The sequence below is a fragment of the Chelatococcus albus genome (assembly GCF_030067675.1).
Lineage (GTDB): Bacteria > Pseudomonadota > Alphaproteobacteria > Rhizobiales > Beijerinckiaceae > Chelatococcus_A > Chelatococcus_A albus.
Genome location: NZ_JASJEV010000006.1, coordinates 221,972 through 244,129 on the forward strand (window position 1 = coordinate 221,972; position 22,158 = coordinate 244,129).

The following is a 22,158-nucleotide window of genomic DNA, read 5'->3' on the forward strand; positions in this document are numbered from 1 at the left end:
CGAGTCGCCTCCTGCTCTCAGGTTCGTGATCGCCGGCCGAAGTGCCAGTCGGGGCGGGCCGACTGCACCAGCATCATTTCGCCGAGGTTCTCGGGCGTGAGCAGGCCGACGAGGCGGCCCTCGCCGTCGAGGACACCGAGCGCCGGCGCCTTGGCGGAGGTCAGGATGCGCACCGCCTCGTCGAGCGGCTGGCGGTGATGGATGGTCGGAATGTCGCCGACCATCACGTCGAGCACCGGCGCCTCGGGCCCGTGGTCGCGCAGCGCGAGCACGAGACGGTCGCGCGTCAGCACGCCGCGCAGACGCCCGCCGCCGTCGACGACGGGAAACTCCTTCTGCGAGGTGCGGATCATCGTCTCGACGGCATCGTCCAGGGTCGAGGCGGGCGACAACGCTTCGAAGCTGACGATCATCGCCTCGCCCGTCGGCAGGCCACGCGCCACCTCGCGGAAGGCGACGTGCTGAGCCTCCGACGAGGCGGCGAGATAGACGAAGATGGCGATGAAGATGAGCAGCGGGTTGGTCAGGAGCCCGATGAAGCCGAGCACGAAGGCGAAGCCCTGGCCGATGCTGGCGGCGAGCTGCGTGGCGCGCGAAAAGCCGAGCCGCATGGCGAGGAGCGCCCGGAGCACGCGCCCGCCGTCCATGGGGAAGGCCGGGATCAGGTTGAAGACCACCAGCATGATGTTGGCGCCGGCCAGCCGCACCAGCAGGTTGACGCGCGGGTCTTCGAGGCGGGCGAGATCGGAGGGATCGACCGCCGCGCCCAGGGCCAGGACGAGGGCGAGCGCGATGACCACGTTCACCGCCGGTCCGGCCAGGGCGACGACCAGCTCCTCCCGCGGCTTCTCGGGGATGCGCTCCAGGCTCGCCACGCCGCCGATGGGAAAGAGCGTCACATCCGGCGTGCGCACGCCATAGCGCCGCGCCGCGATGACGTGCCCGAACTCGTGCAGGACGACGCAGAGGAACAGGAGCACGATGAAGAGGATGCCGTCGCGGGCCGCGCTGGCGCCGCCCACCTGGTACTGTACGACGCCGATCCAGACGAGGAACAGCAGGAAGGTGACGTGGATGCGCACCGCCGTACCGGCGATGGTGCCGATCCTGAACGACCAGAGCATAGTCGCGCGGCCTCCTTCGCGTGGATGGGTCCGTCGAGCCACCGTGGCACTCGCCGGCGCCCGGGTCCAGCGTGCAACGTCGACGCACGTACCGCGCGCGATTGACGAAGCCGGCAGCGGCCCCGGCCGCGAGGCGCCTCCGGCGGGGGCGAAGCGGGGTCTCGTCCCTCCGCCGGAGCCTGCCCGCCCGTCACCGTCCGGGACGGCTCCGGGCTGCTTTGCTCCGAAGCCGTCGAGGTCGGGCGGGCCGCCGGTCGCTCGGGCTCAGAGCCCGAGCTTCTTCTTGCGCTGGGCGAGCGTACGCAGGCGCAGGGCGTTGAGGCGGATGAAGCCTGCCGCGTCGCGGTGGTCGTAGGCGACGGCGCCCTCCTCGAAGGTGACGAGCTCCTGGTCGTAGAGCGAGAAGGGGCTCTCGCGCCCGACGAGGTGGACGCCGCCCTTGTAGAGCTTGAGGCGCACGCGGCCCGTGACGAATTCCTGGCTCTTGTCGATGAGGGCCTGCAGCATCTCGCGCTCGGGCGAGAACCAGAAGCCGTTGTAGACGAGCTCGGCATATTTCGGCATCAGCTCGTCCTTGAGATGTGCCGCGCCGCGATCGAGCGTGATCGACTCGATGCCGCGATGCGCCACGTAGAGGATCGTGCCGCCGGGCGTCTCGTACATGCCACGGCTCTTCATGCCGACGAAGCGGTTCTCGACGAGGTCCAGGCGGCCGATGCCGTTGGCCCGGCCGAGCTCATTGAGCTTGGCGAGCAGCGTCGCCGGCGACATCTTCACGCCGTCGATCGCCACCGCGTCGCCTTTCTCGAAGTCGATGGTGATGTAGGTCGGCGTGTCGGGCGCGGCCTCGGGGTCGAGGGTGCGCGAATAGACGTAGTCCGGCACTTCCTGGGCCGGGTCTTCCAGCACCTTGCCCTCGGAGGAGGCGTGCAGGAGATTGGCGTCGACCGAGAAGGGCGCCTCGCCGCGCTTGTCCTTGGCGATCGGGATCTGGTTCTGCTCGGCGAATTCGAGGAGCTTGGTGCGCGAGGTGAGGTCCCACTCGCGCCACGGCGCGATGACGGTCACGTCGGGCTTCAGCGCATAGTAGCCGAGCTCGAAGCGCACCTGATCGTTGCCCTTGCCTGTGGCGCCGTGGGCCACCGCGTCGGCGCCGACCTTCTCGGCGATCTCGATCTGCTTCTTGGCGATGAGCGGGCGCGCGATGGAGGTGCCGAGGAGATAGAGCCCCTCGTATTGCGCGTTCGCCCGGAACATCGGGAACACGTAGTCCCGCACGAATTCCTCGCGCAGGTCCTCGATGAAGATGTTCTCCGGCTTGATGCCGAGGAGCAGCGCCTTCTGGCGCGCGGGCTCGAGCTCCTCGCCCTGGCCGAGATCGGCCGTGAAGGTGACGACCTCGCAGCCGTAGGTCGTCTGCAGCCACTTCAGGATGATCGAGGTGTCGAGGCCGCCGGAATAGGCGAGGACGACCTTCTTCACGCGCTTTTCGGACATGGACAAGGATCTCGTTCAGACGGGAGGGAGCGGCCAGGAAACCGTCGAGCGCCGGTTCCGAAAGGCGGGCGGACTATAGTGGCCGCGCCGGGCGGCGCAACCGAGAGATTGTGATGGATGGGGGAGGCCGTCGCGATGGGTGCGCCGTGCGGCTCCGTCATGCCGCTGCCGTCTTTACGGTTCATGGGGTAAGGAAGCCCCTCCCGGTGCTCCTCCCTGTCCGCTTTCCCATCCGCGCGTGAGCCCTCCCTTGAGCCGTCGTCCTGTCCTCGACTTCTGGTACGAGTTCTCCTCCACCTATTCCTATCTGGCCGCCGCGCGCATCGAGGCCCTCGCCGAAGGGGCCGAGGTCGAGGTCCGCTGGCGCCCCTTCCTGCTCGGCCCGATCTTCGCCGCGCAGGGCTGGACCACCGCGCCCTTCAACCTCTACCCCGCCAGGGGCCGCTACATGTGGCGCGACATCGAGCGGCAGGCGGCCCGCCTCGGCCTCCCGCTCGTGAGGCCCGACCCCTTCCCGCAGAACGGCCTCCTCGCGGCGCGCGTCGCGCTCAGCCTGCGTGAGCAGGGAGCGACGCCCGCCTTCACCCGCGCCGTCTTCCGCGCCGAGTTCGCGGAGGGCCGCGCCATCGCCGATCCGGCGGTGATCCTCGCCCTTCTGCGAGAGCTCGGTCTCGATGCCCCCGGGGTCATGGCAGCGGCGCAGGGCGCAGCGGTGAAGGCCCGCCTCAGGGCCGAGACCGAGGAAGCCCGCACCCGCGGCCTCTTCGGCGCGCCGACCCTCCTCACCGCCGACGGCGAGATGTTCTGGGGCAATGATCGTCTCGAGGAGGCGCTGGCCTGGGCCGCAGGCGAGCGGCCCGGCGGCATGCGCTGAGGGCTCGTCTCGTCCGCACGGGCCGGTACCGTGGGCAGGCCTCCGCCCGCCCCGCCTTCCCTCCGGCCGGACCCGAGCCGTTCCGATGAAGCGAAACGCTTGCCGGGCAAGAGACTTTGCACTATGACGCGGCATCCGAGGAGATGCCGCGCGGGGGGCGGCGCGGAAGAGGGTGCGGGTGACGCGCCCGTTTCGTGCTGCCGTGCGGCGTCCGCCGAGGATGACACGTCCCCGACCATCGGTTCGATGCGCCGGCCCGCTTTCGAGAGCTGCCCACGGCACGATGCCGTGGGCCGGAAGCGGAAGCCCGCACGGTTCTTCCCACCGTGCGGCGCCGATCGGCGGGGGCGGCCCGCAACGCGAGCCGCCGGCGCACGCCATCTGTGGCGTTAGGAGAACTCATGTCCGTATCCGTCAATCGCGCCCCGACCCGTGAGGATTTTGCGGCGCTGCTCGAGGAATCCTTCAACGCGTCCGCGGCCTACGAGGGCACCGTCGTCAAGGGCACGGTGGTCGCGATCGAGAAGGACGTTGCCGTCATCGACATCGGCCTGAAAACCGAAGGCCGCGTGGCGCTGAAGGAATTCGTCGGCCCCGGCCGTGACCAGACGCTCAACGTCGGCGACGAGGTCGAGGTCTATCTCGAGCGTGTCGAGAACGCGCTCGGCGAGGCGGTGATCTCGCGCGACAAGGCGCGCCGCGAGGAGAGCTGGGTCAAGCTCGAGAAGGCCTTCGAGGCCAACGAGAAGGTCAACGGCGTCATCTTCAACCAGGTCAAGGGCGGGTACACGGTCGACCTCGACGGCGCCGTGGCGTTCCTGCCGCGCAGCCAGGTCGACATCCGTCCGGTGCGCGACGTCACCCCGCTCATGGGCGTGCCGCAGCCGTTCCAGATCCTGAAGATGGACCGTCGCCGCGGCAACATCGTCGTGTCGCGCCGTACGGTGCTCGAGGAGACGCGCGCCGAGGCTCGTTCCGAGCTCGTCGCCAACCTCGAGGAAGGTCAGGTCATCGACGGCGTCGTCAAGAACATCACCGAGTACGGCGCCTTCGTCGACCTCGGCGGCATCGACGGCCTGCTCCATGTCACCGACATGGCGTGGAGGCGCGTCAACCACCCGAGCGAGGTCGTCAACATCGGCCAGACCGTCAAGGTCAAGATCATCAAGATCAACCACGAGACGCACCGCATCTCGCTCGGCATCAAGCAGCTGCTGGCCGATCCGTGGGAGGGCATCGCCTCCCGCTACCCGGTCAACGCCCGCTTCAAGGGCCGCGTCACGAACATCACCGACTACGGCGCGTTCGTGGAGCTCGAGCCGGGCATCGAGGGACTCATCCACGTCTCCGAGATGTCCTGGACGAAGAAGAACGTCCATCCCGGCAAGATCGTGTCGACCTCCCAGGAGGTCGAGGTGCAGATCCTCGAGGTCGATCCGGTCAAGCGCCGCATCTCGCTCGGCCTCAAGCAGACCCTGCAGAACCCGTGGGATGCCTTCGCCGAGAAGTATCCGGCGGGCTCCGTGGTCGAGGGCGAGGTCAAGAACAAGACCGAGTTCGGCCTGTTCATCGGTCTCGACGGCGACGTGGACGGCATGGTCCATCTCTCCGACCTCGACTGGAACCGTCCGGGCGAGCAGGTCATCGAGGAGTTCAAGAAGGGCGACGTGGTCAAGGCGGTCGTTCTCGACGTCGACATCGAGAAGGAGCGCATCTCCCTCGGCATCAAGCAGCTCGAGGGTGACCCCTTCGCCGATGCCGGCGACGTCAAGAAGGGCGCCGTCGTGACCTGCGAGGTGCTCGAGGTGAAGGACTCCGGCATCGAGGTGAAGATCGTCGACACGGACCTCACCTCGTTCATCCGCCGCGCCGAGCTCGCCCGTGACCGCTCGGAGCAGCGCCCCGAGCGCTTCGCCCCCGGCGAGAAGGTCGACGCTCGCGTCGTCCAGTTCGACCGCAAGGCGCGCCGCATCCAGCTCTCCATCAAGGCCCTCGAGGTCGCGGAGGAGAAGGAGGCGATCGCCCAGTACGGCTCGACCGACTCGGGTGCCTCGCTCGGCGACATCCTCGGCGCCGCCCTCAAGCGCGCCAACGAGAAGAAGTGACGCGTCGCCGGAGCATTCTCCGCCGAAGTGGACGCGGTTCGGCGAAGAGAATGCTCCATTCTCGCGAAGATGGACACACTTCCCGATGCACGTGAATCGGGAAGTGCTGCAGCGTGACAGCCGGTCCGCGGCCTGAGCCGCGGGGCCGGTTCCCTCACAAGGCCCGCGCGGAGCCCCGCGCGGGCTTTCTTCGTGCGGGCGTCTTTCGTGGCCACTCCGGGTTGCCGCTCGGGGCCCGCCGGGAGTAGTGTCCCGGCCTCTCGACGGAGTCCCCGATGTCTCTCGACGCCGACCTTCTCGCGGACCGCCGCCGCTTGCGGCGCAAGCTGTCGCTGTGGCGCGTCGTCGCCTTCGCCGCCCTCATCGCCCTCGTGGTCGCCGGCGGCTGGGCGCTCGGCGGCCGCACCATCACGGCAGCCCAGAGCCAGATCGCGCGCGTGAGGATCTCGGGCTTCATCGCCGGCGACCGGCGCACGCTCGACCTGCTCAAGAGCCTGCGCGATGCGCAGGGCGCGAAGGCGGTCCTCGTCACCATCGACAGCCCCGGCGGCACCACGACGGGCGCCGAGGCCCTCTACGACGCCCTGCGCCGCCTGTCCGAGAAGAAGCCGACGGTCGCCGTGGTGGACGGCATGGCCGCCTCCGGCGGCTACATCGCCGCCCTCGGCACGGACCGCATCGTGGCGCGCGAGACCGCGCTCGTCGGCTCAATCGGCGTGCTGTTCCAATATCCCAATGTCGCGAGGCTGCTCGAGACCATCGGCGTCACGGTCGAGGCCGTGAAGTCGAGCCCCCTCAAGGCCGCGCCGAGCGGCTTCGAGCCGACCTCGCCCGAGGCGCGGGCGGCGCTCGAGAGCATCGTCAAGGACACCTACGAGTGGTTCAAGCGACTGGTCCGGGAGCGCCGCAGCTATGATGACACCGGCCTTGCCAGCGTTTCGGACGGGCGCATCTTCACCGGCCGCCAGGCGCTCGGGCTGAGGCTCGTCGACGAGATCGGCGGCGAGCGCGAGGCCATCGCCTGGCTGGAGCGCGAGAAGGGGATCGCCAAGGACCTGCCCGTGCGCGAATGGAAGCCGAGGTCCGACAGATCGGGCATCGGCCTGTGGTCGTCGCTCGCCGCCGGAGCCGCGGTCCTCGGCTATCCCGACCTCGCCGCCGCCCTCGATCGGGCCGCGGCGGCGAGCGACCTGGGGCGCCTTGACGGGCTCTTGGCGGTCTGGCACCCTTCGCTTGAAAAAGCATTGAATTATCAATGAGCTAGGCGGGGCTATGATCAAATCGGAACTCGTTCTGCGCATCGCCGAGCAGAATCCGCATCTCTACCAGCGCGATGTCGAGAACATCGTCAACGCCATCCTCGACGAGATCGCCAAGGCTCTCTCGCGCGGGGACCGTGTCGAGCTGCGCGGCTTCGGCGCCTTCTCCGTGAAGAAGCGGGAGGCGCGCACCGGCCGCAATCCGCGGACCGGCGAGGCCGTCGAGGTGGCCGAGAAGGTGATTCCGGTGTTCAAGACGGGGAAGGAGATGCGCCTGCGCCTCAACAACGAGGGCCTCGCCGGCAAGTCGGGCGCCAAGCCGAAGGCGTCTCGCTCTTCGGCGACGGCCGCCGGAGCGTGAGACGGAGCGGTCGGTGAAGAGTCTCGTCAAGGCGCTGGTGCTCGTGCCCCTGGGGCTCGTGATCGTCCTGCTCGCGGTGGCGAACCGCGCGCCGGTGGTCCTCTCGCTCGACCCCTTCTCCGCCGAGGCGCCGGCGCTCAGCCTCACCCTTCCCCTGTTCCTCCTCCTCTTCGCCGCAGTCATGCTCGGCGTGCTCGTCGGCGGGGTGGCCGCCTGGCTCGCCCAGAGCAAGCACCGGCGGGCCGCACGCGCCGGCCGGCGCGACATGGAGCGCCTGCGGGCCGAGGCGGAGCGGCTCCGGGCAGCCGCCGGCGCGGCGCCGCCCGCCCGGCCGCACCCCTGATCGGCGCGCCCGGGAGGCCGGAGCCGGTTGCGCCGGCGCTCGAGGTCGGCGCCAGGCGGGCCGGTCCGAAACCCTCGTCACCGAGGCGCGCCGCCTGGCCGGCCGCGTCACGCCATCAGTAACCGGGAGATTGCCATGCGCGTCGTCAGCGCGGACGAGATCGATCGTGCGCTCACCTTTCCCGTCCTCATCGATGCGCTCGGCGCGGCCTTCGCCGGGGACGTCGTCACGCCGGTGCGCCACCATCACGAGGTGGAGAGCAGGGGCGCGCACGGCACGCTGCTCCTGATGCCGGCCTGGACGGGGGCGGCCGCCTCCGAGGCCTATCTCGGCGTCAAGATCGTCACCGTCTTCCCCGACAACGCGGCGCGCAGCCTGCCGAGCGTGCTCGGCACCTATCTTCTCATGGACGGGCAGACGGGCAGGCCCCTCGCCGCCCTCGACGGCACGCGCCTGACGCTGTGGCGCACGGCCTGTGCGTCGGCGCTTGCCTCCCGCTACCTGTCGCGCGCCGACGCGCGCCATCTCGTCATGGTCGGGGCGGGTGCGCTCGCCCCCTTCATGGTGCGGGCGCATGCCGCAGTGCGGCCGATCGAGCGGGTGACGCTGTGGACGCGGCGGCGCGAGGCGGCCGAACAGCTCGCCGCCAGGTTCGCGGGCGAGGCCTTCGCCGTTTCGGTCGCCGACGATCTCGAGGCGGCGGTGCGCCAGGCCGATGTCATCTCCTGCGCCACGCTGTCGACGGAGCCGATCGTGCGCGGGGCATGGCTGAAGCCGGGCGCCCATCTCGACCTCGTCGGCGCGTTCAACCTCAAGATGCGCGAGGCGGACGCCACCGCGCTGCAATGCGCCAATGTCTTCATCGATACGGACGCCGCGCGCACGGAGGGCGGCGACGTGGCGCTCGGCCTCGAGGCGGGCGCCATCACCGACGCGGATGTTTGCGCCGACCTCTTCGCCCTCTGCCGCGGGCGGCATCGCGGAAGGGCGTTGGCCGACGAGATCACCCTGTTCAAGTCTGTCGGCACGGCGATCGAGGATCTCGCCGCCGCCATGCTGGTCTGGCAGCGGCTCGGGCAGGCTGCTGAAGCCGCGAACTGAGGCATTGCGCGTGGTGGACAAGCCGCGCGCGTCGTGCAACCTGCTGGCCCAATGTCGCTTCTCGTCAAGATCTGTGGGTTGAACACCGCCGAGGCCGTCGATGCCGCGCTCGACGCCGGTGCCGATCTCATCGGGCTCGTGTTCTTTCCGAAGAGCCCCCGCCACGTCGACCTGCAGGCGGCCCGCATGCTCGCGGCGCGGGCGCGCGAGCGCGCCGAGGTGGTGGCGCTCACCGTCGATGCCGACGACGCCACGCTCGGCGATATCGTGGAGGCCGTGCATCCCGACTGGCTGCAGCTGCACGGGCGGGAGACGCCCGACCGCGTCGCCGCCATTGGCGCCGTTCATGGCATCCCCGTGATGAAGGCCGTCGGCATCGCGACCGCCGAGGACGTCGCCGTGGTGCACAGCTACATGGTCGCGGCTGACCGCCTGCTCCTCGACGCCAAGCCCCCGCCGGGGGGCGAGCTTCCCGGCGGCAACGGCCTGCCCTTCGACTGGCGGCTCGTGGCGGGCCTTGACCTCGAAAAGCCCTTCATGCTGTCAGGGGGACTGCGGCCCGAGAACGTGGCCGAAGCCATCCGTCTCGTCGGGACGAGCGCCTCCTTCGCTGGCGTCGACGTGTCGTCGGGGGTGGAGAGCGCGCCCGGGCAGAAGGATCCCGAGCGCATTCGCGCCTTCGTCGCCGCCGTCCGCGCGGCGGATGCGGCGCGCGGAGAAACACGGAAAGGTCGGGTCGCGTGAACAGTCTTGCGCCGAACTCCTATCGGACCGGGCCCGACGAGCGCGGGCATTTCGGCATCTTCGGCGGCCGTTTCGTCGCCGAGACGCTGATGCCCGTCATCCTGGAGGTCGAGAAGGCCTATGCCGCCGCCAAGGCCGACCCGGCCTTCCGGGCGGAGATGGACGCCCATCTCGCGACCTATGTCGGCCGGCCGAGCCCGCTCTATTTCGCCGAACGCCTGACCGAGCATGTCCGTGCCGTCGCGGCGGGGCAGGGCCGCGACGGTGGTGCCAAGATATACCTGAAGCGCGAGGAGCTGAACCACACCGGCTCCCACAAGGTCAACAACGTGCTCGGCCAGATCATGCTGGCGCGGCGCATGGGCAAGAGGCGCATCATCGCCGAGACAGGCGCCGGCCAGCACGGCGTGGCGACGGCGACGCTGTGCGCCCGCTTCGGCCTCGACTGCGTGGTCTACATGGGCGCCGTCGACGTCGAGCGGCAGAAGCCCAACGTCTTCCGCATGAAGATGCTCGGCGCCGAGGTCGTGCCGGTGCAGTCCGGCTCGAAGACGCTGAAGGACGCCATGAACGAGGCGTTGCGCGACTGGGTGACCAATGTCGCCAACACCTTCTACTGCATCGGCACGGTGGCCGGGCCGCATCCCTATCCGGCCATGGTGCGCGACTTCCAGGCGGTGATCGGCCGCGAGGTGCGCGAGCAGCTCCAGGCGGTCGAGGGTCGCCTGCCGGACAGCCTCGTCGCCTGCGTCGGCGGCGGTTCCAACGCCATGGGGCTGTTCCATCCCTTCCTCGACGACCGCAGCGTCGAGATCTACGGCGTCGAGGCCGCCGGCCACGGCCTCGAGACCGGGCAGCACGCAGCCTCCCTCACCGGCGGGCGGCCGGGCGTCCTGCACGGCAACCGCACCTATCTCCTCATGGACGGCGACGGGCAGATCACGGAAGCCCACTCCATCTCGGCCGGCCTCGACTATCCGGGCATCGGCCCGGAGCACGCCTGGCTGCACGAGACCGGCCGCGCCACCTATCTCTCGGCGACCGATGCGGAGGCGCTCGAGGCCTTCCAGCTTCTGTCGAAGCTCGAAGGCATCATTCCGGCGCTCGAATCCGCCCATGCGCTCGCCAAGGTGGTGACGCTCGCGCCGCAGAAACCGAAGGACCACCTCATGGTCGTGAACCTGTCCGGCCGCGGCGACAAGGACGTGCCGCAGGTGGCGGAGATCCTGGGGAGCAGCCTGTGATGAGCCGTATCGACCGCCGCTTCGCCGCCGTCCGCGCCGAGGGCCGGGCCGCGCTCGTGACCTTCGTCATGGGCGGCGACCCTGACCTCGCGACCTCGCTCGCCCTCGTCAAGGCGCTGCCGGCGGCGGGCGCCGACATCATCGAGATCGGCATGCCCTTCACCGATCCCATGGCCGACGGGCCGGCGATCCAGGCCGCAGGCCTGCGCGCGCTGAAGCAGGGCACGACGCTCGCCAGGACGCTCGACCTGGTGCGCGCCTTCCGCGGCGGCGACGGCGACACGCCGGTCATCCTGATGGGCTACTACAATCCCATCTACATCTACGGCGTCGAGCGCTTCCTCGCCGACGCCCGGGCCGCCGGCGTCGACGGGCTCATCGTCGTCGATCTGCCGCCCGAGGAGGACGAGGAGCTGTGCCTGCCGGCGCTGCGGGCGGGCCTTTCCTTCATCCGCCTCGCCACGCCGACGACCGACGACCTGCGCCTGCCCGCCGTGCTCGCGAACACGAGCGGTTTCGTCTATTACGTCTCGATCACCGGCATCACCGGGGCTCGCACGCCGGATTTCACCGAAGTGGCGGCCGCCGTTGACCGGATCAAGCGCCATACCCACCTTCCCGTTGTGGTCGGGTTCGGCGTCAAGAGCGGTGCGCATGCGGCCGCCGTCGCCCGCGGGGCGGACGGCGTCGTCGTCGGCTCCGCCCTCGTCGAGGCGCTGCGCCGTTCGCTGGACGGCGAGGAGCGCGCGACGGCGGGCACGGTGCCGGCCGTCACCACGCTCGTCGCCGAACTCGCCGCAGGCGTGCGTTCGGTGGCGGGCGGCAACGGTCAGCCGCCGGCGGATGGCTCGCATCTGCTGGAAGAGGTCTGACGGCGACGTGTTGAACTCACGGGTCGGTCCCGGCGGAGGCGAGCAGGCCGTCGGAAGCGACCCCATGTGCCGCGGAACGCGCCTCGTGCCGCGGCTCGATCAGGATCGAATGTCATGAACTGGATCTCCGACGTCGTCCGGCCCAAGATCAAGACGCTGTTCAAGCGCGAGGTGCCGGAGAACCTGTGGATCAAGTGCCCGGAGACCGGGCAGATGGTCTTCCACAAGGACGTGGAGCAGAACCTCTTCGTCATTCCGGGCTCCAACTACCACCTGCGCATGGGGGCGCTGCCGCGCCTGCGCGCCTTCTTCGACGACGCGAAGTGGGAGGATGTCGCCCTTCCCGAGGTGCCGGCCGATCCGCTCAAGTTCCGCGACGAGAAGCGCTATGCCGACCGCATCCGCGACGCGCGCGCCAAGACGGGGGCGCAGGATGCGGTGAAGGTCGGCGTCGGCACGGTCGAGGGCACGCCGGTGACGGCGGCCGTGCAGGACTTCGACTTCATGGGCGGTTCGCTCGGCATGGCGGCGGGCGAGGCGATCATCACCGGCATGGAGACGGCGGTTGCCCGGCGCACGCCCTTCGTGCTGTTCGTCTCCTCCGGCGGGGCGCGCATGCAGGAGGGTATCCTGTCCCTCATGCAGATGCCGCGCACGACGGTCGCCGTGCGTCGCCTGCGCGAGGCGCGGCTGCCCTATATCGTCGTGCTCACCAACCCGACGACGGGCGGCGTCACGGCCTCATACGCCATGCTGGGCGACGTGCACATCGCCGAGCCCGGTGCCCTCATCGGCTTCGCCGGCCCGCGCGTCATCGAGCAGACCATCCGCGAGAAGCTGCCCGAGGGCTTCCAGCGCTCGGAATATCTCAAGGATCACGGCATGGTGGACATGGTGGTGCACCGGCACGACCTGCGCCCGACCATCGCCCGTCTGTGCCGGCTGTTCATGAAGCAGCCGAAGCCAGCGCTCACCGGCCGTACTGCGGATCTGCCCCTCCTCGACGCAGCGGCCGAGTGACGGCCGGGCTTCGATCCCGACTTCCCTCCGACGGACGGTGGCGCCGATGGAGTCCTCCGACGCCCTGCTGGCGCGCTTCCTGGCGCTGCATCCGAAGACGATCGACCTGTCGCTCGGGCGCATCGAGCGCCTGCTCGCCGCGCTCGGCCATCCCGAGCGGCGCCTGCCGCCGGTCATCCATGTCGGCGGCACCAACGGCAAGGGCTCGACCATCGCCTTCATGCGCGCGATCCTCGAGGCGGCGGGCCTCGTGGTGCATGTCTACACCTCGCCCCATCTCGTGCGCTTCCACGAGCGCATCCGCCTCGGCCGGCCGGGCGGCGGGCGCTATGTCGACGAGGAGCGCCTCGTCGCCGTGCTGCGCCGCTGCGAGGAGGTGAATGCCGGCGAGCCGATCACCGTCTTCGAGATCACCACGGCGGCGGCCTTCGTGCTCTTCGCCGAGACGCCCGCCGACGTGCTGCTGCTCGAGGTGGGCCTCGGCGGCCGGTATGACGCGACCAACGTCGTCGACGATCCCGCGGCGGCCGTGGTGACGCCCGTCTCGATGGATCACGCCGACTATCTCGGCGACACGGTCGCGCTCATCGCCGCCGAGAAGGCGGGCATCTTCAAGCCCGGCGTGCCCGCGATCGTGGCGCCGCAGGAGCTCGAGGCGGGGGCCGTCCTCGAGGCCCATGCCGACCGCATCGGCGCACGCCTCCTCATGGGCGGGCAGGATTTTTCCGTGCATGAGGAGGGCGGCCGGCTCGTCTATCAGGACGAGCACGGCCTGCTCGATCTGCCCCTGCCGCGCCTCGTCGGGCGCCATCAGCAGATCAACGCCGGCACCGCCATCGCGGCGCTCAGGGCGGCGGGCTTCGGCCGCCTGCCGGTCTCGGCCTTCGAGACGGGGCTCCTCAAGGCCGAGTGGCCGGCGCGCATGCAGCGCCTCGCGCGTGGCCAGCTGCCGGAACTGGCGCCGGCCGGTGCCGAGATCTGGCTCGACGGCGCGCACAATCCCGACGGTGGGCGCGTCGTCGCCAGCGCCATGGCCGAGCTCGAGGAGCGCAGCCCCGCCCCGCTCGTCCTCGTCGTCGGCATGCTGGGCACCAAGGACGCCGACGGCTTCCTGAAGCCCTTCGCCGGTCTCGCGCGCGAGCTTCTCGCCGTGCCCATTCCGAGCCAGCTCGCCGCCCGCCCCGCAGAGGAGGTGGCCGAGATCGCGCGCAACGTCGGCCTCACGGCCACCGTGCACGCCAGCGTCGAGGCGGCGCTCGCCGCCCTCAACGGCTTCGTCTGGGAGCGTCCGCCGCGCATCCTGATCACCGGCTCGCTCTATCTCGCGGGCGACGTGCTGGCGGCAAACGGCACCCCGCCGCAATGACGCCCCTCGCGCGGCGCGCGGGTCAGGCGGCGAGGTCCGCCACCACGGCGTCGAGCACGGGAAAGCCCGCCGGCGTCACGCGCAGGCGGCCGCGCGCCGTGCGGCTGATGAACTCGTAGCCGAGGAGATCGCGGATCTGGCCCTCGCTCAGGGGACGGCCGGCGAGCCGCTCGTAGCGGTGCGGGTCGATGCCCTCGACGAGGCGCAGGCCCATGAGCAGGAACTCGTCGCCCTGTGCCTCCGCCGACAGCACCTCCTCCTCGACGAGCCCGTGGCCGTCGCGCTCGACCTTCTCGAGCCAGGTCTCGGGATGCTTCTCGGTCGCCTGGGCGAGGCGGCCCCGGTCGGTGACGAGGCGGCCGTGGGCGCCGGCGCCGATGCCGGCATATTCGCCGTAGCGCCAGTAGAGGAGGTTGTGCCGGCTCTCGGCACCCGGCCGGGCGTGGTTGGAGATCTCGTAGGCCGGCAGGCCGTGGGCGGCCGTGACCTCCTGCGTCACGTCGTAGAGCGCGCGGGCCGTGTCGGTGTCGGGCACCGGGAGCTTGCCCGCGGCGTGGAGCTTCTCGAACCAGGTGCCCGGTTCGATGGTGAGCTGGTAGAGCGACAGGTGCTCGACGGCATGGGCGATCGCTTGGCGCAGCTCCGCCGCCCAGGCCTCGGGGGTCTGGCCGGGGCGGGCATAGATCAGGTCGAAGGAATGGCGCGCGAAGATCGCGCCCGCGATACGGACCGCCGCGAGCGCCTCCTCCGCCGAATGCAGGCGGCCGAGGCGGCGCAGGTCGGCGTCGTTGAGGGCCTGCACGCCGAGCGACACGCGGTTGACGCCTGCGGCACGGTAGCCGCGGAAGCGGCCGGCCTCGACGCTCGTCGGATTGGCCTCCAGCGTCACCTCGACGTCGGGAGCGACGGTCCAGTGCCCGGCGATGGCATCGAGGATGGCGCCGACCGTCTCCGGCTGCATCAGCGACGGTGTTCCCCCGCCGAAGAAGACGGTGGTGACGGTGCGGCCCGGTGCGAGCGCCGCCCGGTGCGCGATCTCGCGCCTGAAGGCGGCAACGTGGCGCGCCTGGTCCACGGGCGTGTGGCGCACGTGGCTGTTGAAATCGCAATAGGGGCACTTCGACGCGCAGAAGGGCCAGTGGACATAGACCCCGAACCCGGCGTCGGCCGTCGGATGAGCGTTCATGGTGAACGGTTTGACGCGCCTCGCGGGCGAGCGCAAGGGGGGCGGCGGCCGCGGCTCTCACATCCTCTTCAGACAGGCGGCGGCGAGCCTGGCGAAGGCCCGCGCGCGATGCGAGAGCCCGCTTCCCTGCGCCCAGCCGTGCTTCTCGTCCGATGTCATCTCGCCGAAGGTGCGCTCGTGCCCATCCGGCTGGAACATCGGGTCGTAGCCGAAGCCCTTGTCGCCGCGCGGCGGCCAGACGAGCGTGCCGAAGACGCGACCCTCGAACAGCTCCTCGTGGCCGTCGGGCCAGGCGATGACGAGGGCCGAGACGAAATGGGCGCGCCGGTCGGCCGGGTTCTCGGCGCCACGCCTCGCGAGTTCCTCGTGCACCCGCCGCATGGCGAGGCCGAAGTCCCTGCCGGGCCCCGCCCAGCGCGCCGAGAAGATGCCGGGTGCGCCGTCGAGCGCATGCACGGCGATGCCGGAATCGTCGGCGAAGGCCGGCAGGCCGGTGGCCCTGGCCGCGGCATGGGCCTTGAGCGCGGCGTTCTCGGCATAGGTGGTGCCGGTCTCCTCCGGCTCCGGCAGGTCGAGTTCGCCGGCGGACACGGCCTCGACGCCGAAGGGCGCGAGGAGCTCGCGCATCTCGCGCAGCTTGCCGGCATTGTGCGTGGCGATGACGAGGCGGCCGGTCAGCGGGCGATGCACGGGGCTGGTGCTCCTCAGGGGCGCGGTCATGGCGGCCCTCACATCACGGCCATCTTCTGCAGGTCGACGAGCTTCGTCGTGCCCAGCCTGGCCAGACGCAGCAGCGACAGGAGCTCCTCCTCGGAGAAGGGCCTTCCCTCAGCGGTGCCCTGCACCTCGACGAGGCCGCCGGTGCCGGTGACGACGAAATTGGCGTCCGTCTCGGCAGCGGAATCCTCCGCATAGTCGAGGTCGAGCACCGGCGTGCCGTTGTAGATGCCGCAGGAGATCGCGGCGACATGGTCCTTGAGGGCGGGGCCCTTGAGCATGTCGCGCGCCTTCATCCAGGTGAGGCAGTCGTGCAGCGCCACCCAGGCGCCGGTGATGGCGGCCGTGCGCGTGCCACCGTCGGCCTGCAGGACGTCGCAGTCGACGACGATCTGCCGCTCGCCGATGGCGGTGAGGTCGACGACGGCCCTGAGCGAACGGCCGATGAGGCGCTGGATTTCCTGCGTGCGGCCGGAGGGCTTGCCGGCGTTCACCTCGCGGCGCGTGCGCTCCAGCGTGGCGCGCGGCAGCATGGCATATTCGGCCGTCACCCAGCCCTTGCCGGTGCCGCGCAGCCAGGCCGGGCCGCGCTCCTCGAGCGAGGCCGTACACAGAACATGCGTGTCGCCGAACTTGACGAGGCAGGAGCCTTCGGCGTAGCGCGCCACGGCGCGCTCCAGGGTGACCTTGCGCAACTCGTCCGGGGCGCGCTTGGAGGGCCGCATCGCTATCGTCCTCTGATCGGGAAGGGAGGAACGCTTCTAGAGCATCAGGGCGAAGGGTGTGAAGCGCTTTTCGCCAGCGCGGACCCGTGTCCCGGCCGGCGCCGTCCCCCCGCGCCGCGGGGAGGCGGTCGCGAAGGGGCGGCATCGGCTTCGGGGTGGCCGTGATCCCGCGCTCCGCTCGCCTGCCGGCCCGCGCGGCGCTTGAAACAGGCGCCCGGGGCTTCACATTATGGAGCGGATGGAGGATGCGACGCGCATGAGCGCCCCTGTGAAGTCCAGTTCCGACCGTGCCGGCAGCGGCATGCTGCTCGATCTCAACGAGCGTTCGCGCGAGATCTTTCGCCAGATCGTCGACAGCTATCTCGCCACGGGCGAGCCCGTCGGCTCACGCAACCTGTCGCGGCTCATCTCCATGACGCTCTCGCCCGCCTCGGTGCGCAACGTCATGGCCGACCTCGAGCAGGCGGGACTCATCTATGCCCCGCATACGAGCGCCGGCCGGCTGCCGACGGAACTCGGCCTGCGCTTCTTCGTCGACGCCATGCTGGAGATCGGCGACCTCACGGCCGAGGACCGTGCCCGCATCGAGACGCAGGTGCGGGCGGCCGCCGTCGGTCACTCGCTCGAAAGCGCCCTCGCCGAGGCGACGGCGCTCCTCTCCGGCCTGTCGCGCAGCGCCGGCGTCGTCGTGACGACGAAGCAGAACCTGCGCCTGAAGCACATCGAGTTCGTGCAGCTCGATGCCCGGCGCGGGCTCGTCGTGCTCGTCTCCGAGGACGGGACGGTGGAGAACAGGCTCCTCGATCTGCCGCCCGGCCTGCCGCCGTCGGCGCTGACGGAGGCGACGAATTTTCTCAACGCCCGCATCCGCGGCAAGACTCTCGGCGAGCTCAGAAGCGAATTCGAGGCGCGCCGCACCGAGATGGAGCGCGAGCTCGATGCGCTCACCGCCCGCCTCGTGGAGGCGGGCCTCGCCACGCCCGCGGGCTCCGAGGACGGCCGCCACCTCATCGTGCGCGGACAGGCGAACCTGCTCGAGGATCTGAAGGCCGCCGAGGACCTGGAGCGCATCCGCCTGCTCTTTGCCGATCTGGAGACGCAGCACGACGTCATCGATCTGCTCACCCGGGCCGAGGCGGGCGAGGGCGTGCGCATCTACATCGGCTCGGAGAACAAGCTCTTCTCGCTGTCCGGCTCCTCCATGATCGCCGCCCCCTTCCGCGACGCCTCGCAGACCATTGTCGGCGTCGTCGGCGTCATCGGCCCGACGCGGCTCAACTACGCCCGCATCGTGCCCATGGTCGACTACACGGCGAAGGTGGTGTCGAAGCTCATCGAAGGCAGCCGGTAGGGATCGCCGGCCGCGTCACAGGGCCTTCTGCATCATCAGCAGGTCGAGCGCCCGGTCGAACTTCCAGCCGATGCCGCGCAGGCGGCCCGCCTCCTCGAAACCGAGCGAGGCGTGCAGCGCCACCGAGGCGTCGTTGGGCAGGCCGATGGCTGCCACCATGACGTGCTTGCCCGCGGCGCGCGCCTCGTCGAACAGGGCCAGCATCAGCCGGCGGGCGATGCCGCGCCGCTGGCGGTCCTCGCGCACGTAGATCGAGTGCTCCACCGTGCGGTGATAGCCGGCGCCGGCGCGGAAGTCGCCGAAGGAGGCGAAGCCCGCGATCTCGCCCGCCTCCTCCGCCACAAGGACGGGGAAGCCTTGGGTTTCCCGCCCGGCGAACCAGGCGCGCCGTTCGGCGAGATCCGCGGGCTCGTAGCGCCAGATGGCGAGGGTGTGGGCGATGTGGTGGTTGTGGATGGCGAGGATCGCCGGCAGGTCGGCCTCCGCGGCCGGGCGGATCGCGGTCACGGCTGCCCGAGCTCCTTGTAGAAGATCACCGTGGGGGCGCGGCGCCCGTCGGGTGTGAAGGCGTGGTTCGGCACGGTGCCGACCTCGATCCAGCCGCAATGGCGGTAGAGCCGGTCGCCGGCACTACCCTTCTCGGTGTCGAGGAGGAGGAGCGTGCGCCCCGCCTGGCGCGCCGCCTCTTCCGCGGCGGTGAGGAGGCGCTTGCCGAGCCCCTGCCGGCGCAGGCCGGAATGGACGAGCATCTTGCCGATCTCCGCCCGGTGCGGGGCGTTGGGCTGATGCGCGAAGGTGACGACGACGGTGCCGACGAGCCTGCCCGCGGCCTCGGCCACGAGGAGGACGCGGCCGCCCGCCGTGATCTCCGGCAATTGCCCGCGCCAGAAGGCAGTGGCCTCGGCCTCGGTGAAGCCGGCCATGAAATTCACCGAGGCGCCGTGGGCGACCGCGTCGACGAGGACGGCGGCGAGCTCCGGCAACCGCCGCTCCGCCTCGACCGCGCCGAGGGCCCTGATCGCGATCACGCCGACTGTCGTCGGCGGCGTCGTCACATCATTCATCATCGTCCTCATGGAAGGCACCGGTCGGTCATGGTGAGCACCACGGCGTAGCGGACCGGGCGCCCGCTCGTGTTGCGAAAACGGATGGGGCCGTCGAGGCGCATGTGCAGGCAGTCGCCCGTGGCGAGCCGGTGCGCGGCCGCGCCCACCGTCAGCTCGAGCTCGCCGTCGAGCACCCACACGTGCTGGTCGATCGTGCGCATCGTCCAGGGATTGTCGAAGCGCACGTCGGCGCCGGGCGGAAAGGTGACGTCGACGATCTCGACCGGCGAGCCGGTGCCGGGCGGCGTCACGTCGCGGCGGAGGTAGCCGCTCGCCGGATCGCGCCAGACGGGCTGGGCCGCGGCGCGCGACAGGGGATCGCCGCTGCGCCGGTCGTCGGCGAAGACGGCAGCCAGGCTGATGCCGAGCCCGGCGCAGAGCCGCCCGAGGAGGGCTGCCGTCGGGCTCGACTCGCCGCGCTCGATGCGGGAGATCATGGCGCGGCTGATGCCGGCGCGCCCGGCGAGCTCGTCGAGGGTCAGGCCGGCGGCCGTGCGCATGGCCTTGAGGCGGCGGCCGAGGCGGATGTCGAGGTTGTCGGCAAGAGCGGCTGATTCCATGATAGTAGAATTCATCCACGATCATGGAGCGACAAGCCCGAATGGCGGGCACCGTGCCCGTTGTTTGGGCAGCGTCACGGCGGCGCTCGTTCCGCGCCGCGTCCCTGACGCCGCTTGGCGAAGCGTCGCCGCGCTGCTATGCCCGCGCGACAAGGTTAATGCCGCCTCGGGCCAGGAATGACCGCGCACTCGATCGACAACATCCGCAACTTCTCCATCGTCGCCCACATCGACCATGGCAAGTCGACGCTCGCCGACCGGCTGATCCAGACGACGGGAGCGCTGTCCGAGCGCGAGATGCAGGAGCAGGTGCTCGATTCGATGGACATCGAGCGCGAGCGCGGCATCACCATCAAGGCGCAGACCGTGCGCCTCGAATATCCGGCCAGGGACGGCAAGACCTACGTCCTCAACCTGATGGACACGCCCGGGCACGTCGACTTCGCCTACGAGGTGTCGCGTTCGCTCGCCGCCTGCGAGGGCTCGCTCCTCGTGGTCGACGCCTCCCAGGGCGTCGAGGCGCAGACGCTCGCCAACGTCTACCAGGCGCTCGACGCCAACCACGAGATCGTGCCCGTCCTCAACAAGATCGACCTGCCGGCGGCCGAGCCCGACCGTGTCAGGGAGCAGATCGAGGAGGTGATCGGCCTCGACGCCTCGGACGCCGTGCTCATCTCGGCCAAGACCGGCCTCGGCATCGAGGACGTGCTGGAGGCCATCGTCACCCGCTTGCCGCCGCCGCAGGGCGACGAGACGGCGCCGCTCAAGGCGATGCTGGTCGACAGTTGGTACGACGCCTATCTCGGCGTCGTCGTGCTCGTGCGCATCGTCGACGGCGTGCTGAGGAAGGGCATGACCATCCGCATGATGGGCTCGGGGGCGACCTACGGCGTCGACCGCGTCGGCGTCTTCCGCCCCAAGATGCAGGACGTCGGTGAGCTCGGCCCCGGCGAGGTCGGCTTCCTCACCGCCTCCATCAAGGAGGTGGCCGACACCGCGGTCGGCGACACCATCACGGAGGACAAGCGGCCGACGGCGACGCCCCTGCCGGGCTTCAAGCCGGCGCAGCCCGTCGTCTTCTGCGGCCTCTTCCCCGTCGACGCGGCGGATTTCGAGAACCTGCGCGCTGCCATGGGCAAGCTCAGGCTCAACGACGCGAGCTTCTCCTACGAGATGGAGACGTCGGCCGCGCTCGGCTTCGGCTTCCGCTGCGGCTTTCTCGGCCTTCTCCATCTCGAGATCATCCAGGAGCGGCTGGAGCGCGAGTTCAACCTCGACCTCATCTCCACCGCGCCCTCGGTCGTCTATCGCCTCAAGATGACGGACGGCTCGGAGCGTGACCTGCACAACCCGGCCGACATGCCCGAGGTGATGCGCATTGCGGAGATTGCCGAGCCCTGGATCCGCGCCACCATCATGACGCCGGACGACTATCTCGGCGGCATCCTGAAGCTCTGCCAGGACCGCCGTGGCGAGCAGGTCGACCTCAACTACGTCGGCAAGCGCGCCATGGTGGTCTACGACCTGCCGCTCAACGAGGTGGTCTTCGACTTCTACGATCGCCTGAAGTCGATCTCGAAGGGTTATGCCTCCTTCGACTACCACATCACCGACTACCGCCCCGGCGACCTCGTCAAGATGTCGATCCTCGTCAATGGCGAGCCGGTGGACGCGCTCTCCATGCTGGTGCACCGCACGCGCGCCGAGATGCGCGGCCGCGCCATGTGCGAGAAGCTGAAGGATCTCATCCCCCAGCATCTCTTCCAGATCCCGATCCAGGCGGCCATCGGCGGCAAGATCATCGCCCGCGAGACGATCCGCGCCCTGCGCAAGGACGTGACGGCCAAGTGCTACGGCGGCGACGTGACGCGCAAGCGCAAGCTCCTCGACAAGCAGAAGGAGGGCAAGAAGCGCATGCGCCAGTTCGGCAAGGTGGAGATCCCGCAGGAAGCCTTCATCGCCGCCCTGAAGATGGACAGCTGAGCGGCAGGGGCGCGCTCGCGCATGCAGCGTGCCGAACGACCGGTCAGGACTCGCGGCAACCACTTCCGGTCATCCCGGGGCCGAGCGCAGCGTGGCTCCCGCCCCGCCCCGAGCCCTCCGCGCCCGAAAGGGCGGCGGAGATAAGGACGCCGGAGGGCCGCGACAGGGCGCATGCGGCTGCCTGTCCCGCCGCCGGACGGCGGCGGCATGAAAAAGGGCCCCGAACGGGCCCTTTCCCTTGCGCGCTGTCGATCTCGGTCAGACCGAGGCGGTGATCCACTTCGACAGGTCGCTCTTCGGTGCCGCGCCCACCTTCTGGCCGGCGAGCTTGCCGTCCTTGAACAGCATCAAGGTCGGGATCGAGCGGATGCCGAACTGCGCCGCGACGTTCGGGTTCTCGTCGACGTTGAGCTTCACCACCTTGACCTTGCCGGCCATCTCCGCGGCGATCTCTTCGAGCGCCGGCGCGATCATGCGGCAGGGGCCGCACCATTCCGCCCAGAAGTCGACGACGACGGGCTCGGAGGATTTCAGGACGTCGGCTTCGAAGCTCGCGTCGGTCACCTTGGCGGTCGCCATGATCCAATCCTTTCACCGGGGGAGGCGCGTGGAGCGCCTCA

At 70.2% G+C, this 22,158-nt stretch carries 22 protein-coding genes; 13 read left to right on the plus strand and 9 right to left on the minus strand.

The genetic code is table 11. The annotated features are described in order from the left end of the window. Positions 1-17: 17 nt before the first annotated feature. Together QNA08_RS11590 and QNA08_RS11595 are read right to left on the minus strand one after the other, a co-directional pair. Entirely contained in the window at positions 18-1,124 is a 1,107-nt protein-coding gene (locus tag QNA08_RS11590) for a site-2 protease family protein (RefSeq protein ID WP_283740869.1), read from the minus strand. A gap of 264 nt (positions 1,125-1,388) precedes the next feature. Beyond that, entirely contained in the window at positions 1,389-2,621 is a 1,233-nt protein-coding gene (locus QNA08_RS11595) for an argininosuccinate synthase (protein ID WP_283740870.1), read from the minus strand. A 250-nt stretch (positions 2,622-2,871) separates the two neighbouring features. Here QNA08_RS11595 and QNA08_RS11600 point away from each other — a divergent pair, with 250 nt between their 5' ends. The 11 genes from QNA08_RS11600 (at position 2,872) to QNA08_RS11650 (ending at position 13,910) form a co-directional block, all read left to right on the plus strand. Continuing rightward, positions 2,872-3,495: a 2-hydroxychromene-2-carboxylate isomerase gene (locus QNA08_RS11600; RefSeq protein WP_283740871.1), complete on the plus strand. Its 624-nt coding sequence runs from the start codon at positions 2,872-2,874 to the stop codon at positions 3,493-3,495. 401 nt (positions 3,496-3,896) lie between these two features. After that, positions 3,897-5,600, plus strand: coding sequence for a 30S ribosomal protein S1 (gene rpsA / locus QNA08_RS11605; protein ID WP_283740872.1), 1,704 nt, complete (start codon positions 3,897-3,899; stop codon positions 5,598-5,600). Between the two features lie 275 nt (positions 5,601-5,875). Then, complete coding sequence (gene sppA, locus QNA08_RS11610) at positions 5,876-6,859, plus strand: signal peptide peptidase SppA (protein WP_283740873.1); 984 nt, start codon at positions 5,876-5,878, stop codon at positions 6,857-6,859. A 13-nt stretch (positions 6,860-6,872) separates the two neighbouring features. Then, positions 6,873-7,220 (plus strand): integration host factor subunit beta, encoded by a 348-nt coding sequence (gene ihfB, locus QNA08_RS11615; RefSeq protein ID WP_283740874.1) that lies wholly within the window; start codon positions 6,873-6,875, stop codon positions 7,218-7,220. A 13-nt stretch (positions 7,221-7,233) separates the two neighbouring features. Continuing rightward, positions 7,234-7,563, plus strand: a complete 330-nt coding sequence (locus QNA08_RS11620) for a lipopolysaccharide assembly protein LapA domain-containing protein (protein ID WP_283740875.1) — start codon at positions 7,234-7,236, stop codon at positions 7,561-7,563. A 135-nt stretch (positions 7,564-7,698) separates the two neighbouring features. Further along, positions 7,699-8,664 carry a bifunctional Delta(1)-pyrroline-2-carboxylate/Delta(1)-piperideine-2-carboxylate reductase gene (gene lhpI / locus QNA08_RS11625; protein ID WP_283740876.1) on the plus strand — a complete coding sequence of 322 codons (966 nt, stop codon included), beginning with the start codon at positions 7,699-7,701 and terminating at the stop codon, positions 8,662-8,664. A gap of 51 nt (positions 8,665-8,715) precedes the next feature. Beyond that, positions 8,716-9,408 (plus strand): phosphoribosylanthranilate isomerase, encoded by a 693-nt coding sequence (locus QNA08_RS11630; RefSeq protein WP_283740877.1) that lies wholly within the window; start codon positions 8,716-8,718, stop codon positions 9,406-9,408. Then, positions 9,405-10,652 carry a tryptophan synthase subunit beta gene (gene trpB, locus QNA08_RS11635; protein ID WP_283740878.1) on the plus strand — a complete coding sequence of 416 codons (1,248 nt, stop codon included), beginning with the start codon at positions 9,405-9,407 and terminating at the stop codon, positions 10,650-10,652. The genes QNA08_RS11630 and trpB overlap by 4 nt, the downstream gene beginning before the upstream one ends. Further along, positions 10,652-11,524, plus strand: coding sequence for a tryptophan synthase subunit alpha (gene trpA / locus QNA08_RS11640; RefSeq protein ID WP_422679903.1), 873 nt, complete (start codon positions 10,652-10,654; stop codon positions 11,522-11,524). Before trpB ends, trpA begins: the two co-directional genes overlap by 1 nt. 114 nt (positions 11,525-11,638) lie before the next feature. Continuing rightward, entirely contained in the window at positions 11,639-12,544 is a 906-nt protein-coding gene (accD, locus tag QNA08_RS11645; RefSeq protein ID WP_283740880.1) for an acetyl-CoA carboxylase, carboxyltransferase subunit beta, read from the plus strand. Between the two features lie 46 nt (positions 12,545-12,590). Continuing rightward, a complete protein-coding gene (locus QNA08_RS11650) occupies positions 12,591-13,910 on the plus strand; it encodes a bifunctional folylpolyglutamate synthase/dihydrofolate synthase (protein WP_283740881.1) in 1,320 nt (439 codons plus the stop codon). A 22-nt stretch (positions 13,911-13,932) separates the two neighbouring features. Here the strand turns inward: QNA08_RS11650 and hemW are convergent, their stop codons facing one another. The 3 genes from hemW to rph are packed head-to-tail and all read right to left on the minus strand — an operon-like array spanning position 13,933 to position 16,538. Then, entirely contained in the window at positions 13,933-15,096 is a 1,164-nt protein-coding gene (gene hemW, locus QNA08_RS11655; protein WP_283740882.1) for a radical SAM family heme chaperone HemW, read from the minus strand. Between the two features lie 57 nt (positions 15,097-15,153). After that, positions 15,154-15,816, minus strand: coding sequence for an RdgB/HAM1 family non-canonical purine NTP pyrophosphatase (gene rdgB / locus QNA08_RS11660; protein ID WP_283740883.1), 663 nt, complete (start codon positions 15,814-15,816; stop codon positions 15,154-15,156). 8 nt (positions 15,817-15,824) lie between these two features. Continuing rightward, a complete protein-coding gene (gene rph, locus QNA08_RS11665; protein WP_283740884.1) occupies positions 15,825-16,538 on the minus strand; it encodes a ribonuclease PH in 714 nt (237 codons plus the stop codon). 256 nt (positions 16,539-16,794) lie between these two features. On the opposite strand from rph, the gene hrcA reads away from it, so the two are divergent. Then, complete coding sequence (hrcA, locus tag QNA08_RS11670; protein WP_283740885.1) at positions 16,795-17,889, plus strand: heat-inducible transcriptional repressor HrcA; 1,095 nt, start codon at positions 16,795-16,797, stop codon at positions 17,887-17,889. Between the two features lie 15 nt (positions 17,890-17,904). Here the strand turns inward: hrcA and QNA08_RS11675 are convergent, their stop codons facing one another. From QNA08_RS11675 to QNA08_RS11685, 3 genes are read right to left on the minus strand one after another with little or no spacing between them, the layout of a single operon-like run. After that, the gene (locus QNA08_RS11675) at positions 17,905-18,396 is read right to left on the minus strand and encodes a GNAT family N-acetyltransferase (RefSeq protein ID WP_283740886.1); all 492 of its coding nucleotides are present in this window, start codon (positions 18,394-18,396) and stop codon (positions 17,905-17,907) included. Next, complete coding sequence (locus tag QNA08_RS11680; RefSeq protein WP_283740887.1) at positions 18,393-18,965, minus strand: GNAT family N-acetyltransferase; 573 nt, start codon at positions 18,963-18,965, stop codon at positions 18,393-18,395. The genes QNA08_RS11675 and QNA08_RS11680 overlap by 4 nt, the downstream gene beginning before the upstream one ends. Continuing rightward, complete coding sequence (locus tag QNA08_RS11685; protein WP_283740888.1) at positions 18,962-19,555, minus strand: helix-turn-helix domain-containing protein; 594 nt, start codon at positions 19,553-19,555, stop codon at positions 18,962-18,964. The genes QNA08_RS11680 and QNA08_RS11685 overlap by 4 nt, the downstream gene beginning before the upstream one ends. A gap of 177 nt (positions 19,556-19,732) precedes the next feature. On the opposite strand from QNA08_RS11685, the gene lepA reads away from it, so the two are divergent. Next, positions 19,733-21,538: a translation elongation factor 4 gene (gene lepA, locus QNA08_RS11690; RefSeq protein ID WP_283740889.1), complete on the plus strand. Its 1,806-nt coding sequence runs from the start codon at positions 19,733-19,735 to the stop codon at positions 21,536-21,538. A 258-nt stretch (positions 21,539-21,796) separates the two neighbouring features. Here lepA and trxA read toward each other — a convergent pair whose 3' ends face one another. Beyond that, positions 21,797-22,117 carry a thioredoxin gene (trxA, locus tag QNA08_RS11695; RefSeq protein WP_283740890.1) on the minus strand — a complete coding sequence of 107 codons (321 nt, stop codon included), beginning with the start codon at positions 22,115-22,117 and terminating at the stop codon, positions 21,797-21,799. Positions 22,118-22,158: the final 41 nt, after the last annotated feature.